Here is a 3,593-nt window from a genome sequence, read left to right as displayed (position 1 = left end):
TTGTTTGTGTCATAAGTTTGTCCTCCTTATTTTAGTTAGTTAATACTTTTTGTATAGTATACCATAAAATCTTTCGCAGGTCAAACTTGACACTTTATCATATCATCTCTGCGGTGAACGGTTACCTAAAATCATTCTCCGTATTTCTATGTCTGTGTGGTGAACGATTACGGATTTCGGTTACTCTATTTCTGCCATAGGTAGTTTTGAGCGTGGATTGGGATAAATTCCAAAGCTCCGCGGCTCGACTATTAAATCAAGGGATTCCATAACCACTGCGCCGATAAGTGGATATTCTTTCTTTGGCTCCACAATTGCCTCAAACCATCCCTTTCTATCACATATTTCTACCTCCACCACCCCCACTATATCCCTTTGTGCGATTTCTTCATTAGCATATTTTACAGTATCTTTTCTTATAATCGAGAAATCAAACTCCTTGACTATTTTTTCAGGAAGAACAAGTAGTGTTGCTCCTGTATCAACCTTAGCATCAATCTCTACCGCAGGCTTATCTTTTAAAGGATTCCTGAGTTTAATTGTGGTATAGACTATGCCCATTTTAATACCCCTTTATTATATTTTATCACAATATTTGTTTTTGGTCAACTAATTTTTATTTTAAATTAAAATTAAGCCAAAATTCTGTATCTTTACTATGTCGGACAGAAAATTTAGCATTCCAACAATGTCCGTCTTTTTCAATAATCAATCCACTTTCTTTTATTCTACGGTCTTTGAGGTCATAATACATCTGGAGTCGAATATGAGTTTTTGGTGAGATGTTAAAACTAACATAATTAGACACATCTAAAATATCCTTATTTTCTACAGAATGCTCCCTGTAGAAAAATACACTTCCTCCATATTGCCACTTATCCCTCGCTAAATCAAAGTAACTCTCAACTTCCTCTATTTGAGATGATTTGAAACTATAGGTAGTTTTTAAGGAACCTGCAAGATTATTTTTTAAGGCAAAGTGGACATCAGCAATTAATGGAAATAAGCGTATTTTATTGATTTTTAAAGGTTCATCTTTGTGTTTGCGAAGGTCAAATCCTGCTCCAATTTCTCCCCGTATCTTTCTATTCATCCACAGGTATAATGTCCCGGTTAGTGCATTTGTTTTTACTCCATGATATTCGTCTGTCTTAAACTTTTTTGTTAAATTATGATTTAGATTCAGTTCTGAGTATCCTCCAATTTTATTTCTTAAATTTAAACCCAGATTTAACTCTCCGGTTGCTTTTTCCTCTTCTTTAACTATTCCTGTAAGTCCAAATTTAGGGGAGAAAACTACCCTGTCTGATAAGAAATTTGCCTTTTTTAAAAAATTAACACCAACAATTCCTTTAAGATAGTGTGTGTTGGTCATTGAACCAGATTGATTTGCTACTTCAACATTTAAATTCGAATACCAATTATTTCTTTTGATTGATTTGGTCTGCAGAGTCAATTCAGGCAAAAGAGTCGTCTCTTTTTTAAAATCATTAAATTCCCTTTCCCAGCACTCTATTTCCTCACCGACTAATCTAATGGTATAATCTGGATAGGTTTTAGTCACGGTGAGGTAGTTTTTTAATTCCCATGTTCCCGCACTACATCTTCCTTCGATAGGATAGTCGCGGGTGACATTTTTATCGCTTAGAGATTGTAGATAAAGAATTCCGGTTATATCTTTAAATCTTTGAAGGTGTTTTGCATCTATCTCCCATCGTTTTGTATCTTTAACATCATCGCGCTTTTTCCGCTCGTGAATATAATAGAGATAAGTTTTCCCTTGCGAAATGCTATCTTTCCAATATTTATGTTCTATTCCATTCCCAAACCCCTGGTCTTCAAGGAAATTTAAGTGTAATGACCCAACAGATTTTGAAGTAAAGGCATAATCGTAAGTCATTCCTACGGAATTCCCTTTTTCTTCACTTTTCCCTGCCTTCATAATTATTTTGCCCTTTCTTTCTTTCAAAGACATAGAGTAAAAAGGGAGATAAAATAATGGTACCTTTCCTACTTTAAAAACAATCCTTTTTGCTATTATTTTTTCCTTTGGGCGAACGATAATTTTACCAGCCTTCAGGCAATAATGAGGTCGAGGTAAATCACAGGTAGTTAGAGAGGCATCCCTTAAAGTGATAGTTCCGGTTTCAAACAAGGCGTCAGAACCTCTACAATAATAAGGTTTTATAAAAATATATGGTTCTTTCATTTTACCTTGTTTTGTCTTCAAATTATAGTTTGCTTCGTTACTCTCAATTTTTTCTCCTTTCTCGCCTCTCAAAACTACTTTACCTCTGGCTAAAAGTTCATCTTTGGTCAGATTCAATTGCATCCAATCTGCCTCTAACCCCATTTCATCAGAATTTAACTTTACGCCACCCCACAGCGTAACTATCTCTTCACTGCCTATCTTTAGATACTCGGCATGGTCTGCATGCTCAAGGGTTACCGTTCCCTGGGCACACAAATTTATATCTGGTATTATCAATAAACTAAAAGATAAAAGTAGTCTTTTCATATCATCTTCATTCATACTCCTGCTCCGATAACCTTCATAGTGTCGTGGTGAATAAATAACGCACGGAATTTGATTCTGGTAACTGGTGATTGGTAACTGGTAATTAAATACCGTTTGGCTGAGCTCAGGACGAAACTATTTAACCAATTACCAATTACCAGTTACCAATTACCAGTTACCAATTATCCGTTTGCAGGTTACGAAACCTGATGATACCCCGTGCAAAACTTACTTAACACCACATTAGTGCCTTTTCAAAATTGAATTCGGAGGTAGAGATACAACTTGAAATTAAAAAAGGCACTATTTTTCGCTCAGTCTGTCGTTATACCGCTTCTACTGATTTGACCTCAGGAACTTCTTTTTTTAAGATTTGTTCAATTCCCTGTTTCAGGGTCATTTGAGCCATAGGACAACAGCCACAAGCCCCGGTTAATTTCACCTTGACAACACCGTTTTCTATCCCAACTAATTCTACATCTCCACCATCATTTTGAAGAGAACCACGGATACCTTCTAATACATTTTTTACTTTTTCTGTCATTTTTTCACCTCCTTGATTTTGGTAAATGGTAAATGGTGAATGGTAATTAGTCACCAATTACTTGTCTTTAATTTCGTGAAGCTCTATTTATGAGCGTTTATATATAATACCAGATTTTGGTTAATCTGTCAAAGGAAATTTCGACCTGTCTGGTTAGAAATCATGTAACCGTTCAGGTGGTAATTTACCGCAGAGACGCAGAGGAACAGAGAAGACATAGAAATAAATCAGATAACAGAAAAGATATTGAGGTAATCTTTGTAATACATAGGACATCAAAACCAAATTTGTTAATCAATCATGATATGTTGGTCCTCAAAAGCTTGCACTGATGAAAATTCGTGATGGAATTCTGCGTCTGGTGAATAGATTTTAATTTTTTCTCTGCGTCTCTGTGTCTCTGCGGTAAGCGTTCAGGTAGTGTAACAAAAGGAGATGTGGAGATTAAGGAGATAGGGAGATATTATTAAAAAAATTGAAATTAATAGAAACTAATAGAAATTTATGGAAATTTGTTGTTTTCCACAATCA

Annotated in this window: 3 protein-coding genes; all 3 read right to left on the bottom strand. The window is 35.3% G+C overall.

The features are described from left to right. Positions 1-180: 180 nt before the first annotated feature. Positions 181-561 (bottom strand): hypothetical protein, encoded by a 381-nt coding sequence (locus tag AB1414_17570; GenBank protein MEW6609225.1) that lies wholly within the window; start codon positions 559-561, stop codon positions 181-183. Between the two features lie 55 nt (positions 562-616). Next, on the bottom strand, positions 617-2,533 hold the full coding sequence (locus AB1414_17565; GenBank protein ID MEW6609224.1) for a hypothetical protein: 1,917 nt from the start codon (positions 2,531-2,533) through the stop codon (positions 617-619). Positions 2,534-2,843: 310 nt separating this feature from the next. Further along, complete coding sequence (locus AB1414_17560; protein MEW6609223.1) at positions 2,844-3,062, bottom strand: NifU family protein; 219 nt, start codon at positions 3,060-3,062, stop codon at positions 2,844-2,846. Positions 3,063-3,593: the final 531 nt, after the last annotated feature.

It is taken from the genome of bacterium (assembly GCA_040755795.1).
GTDB lineage: Bacteria > UBA9089 > CG2-30-40-21 > CG2-30-40-21 > SBAY01 > JBFLXS01.
The sequence above is the reverse complement of the archived record's forward strand: the minus strand, read 5'-3'. Positions and strand labels throughout refer to the sequence as shown.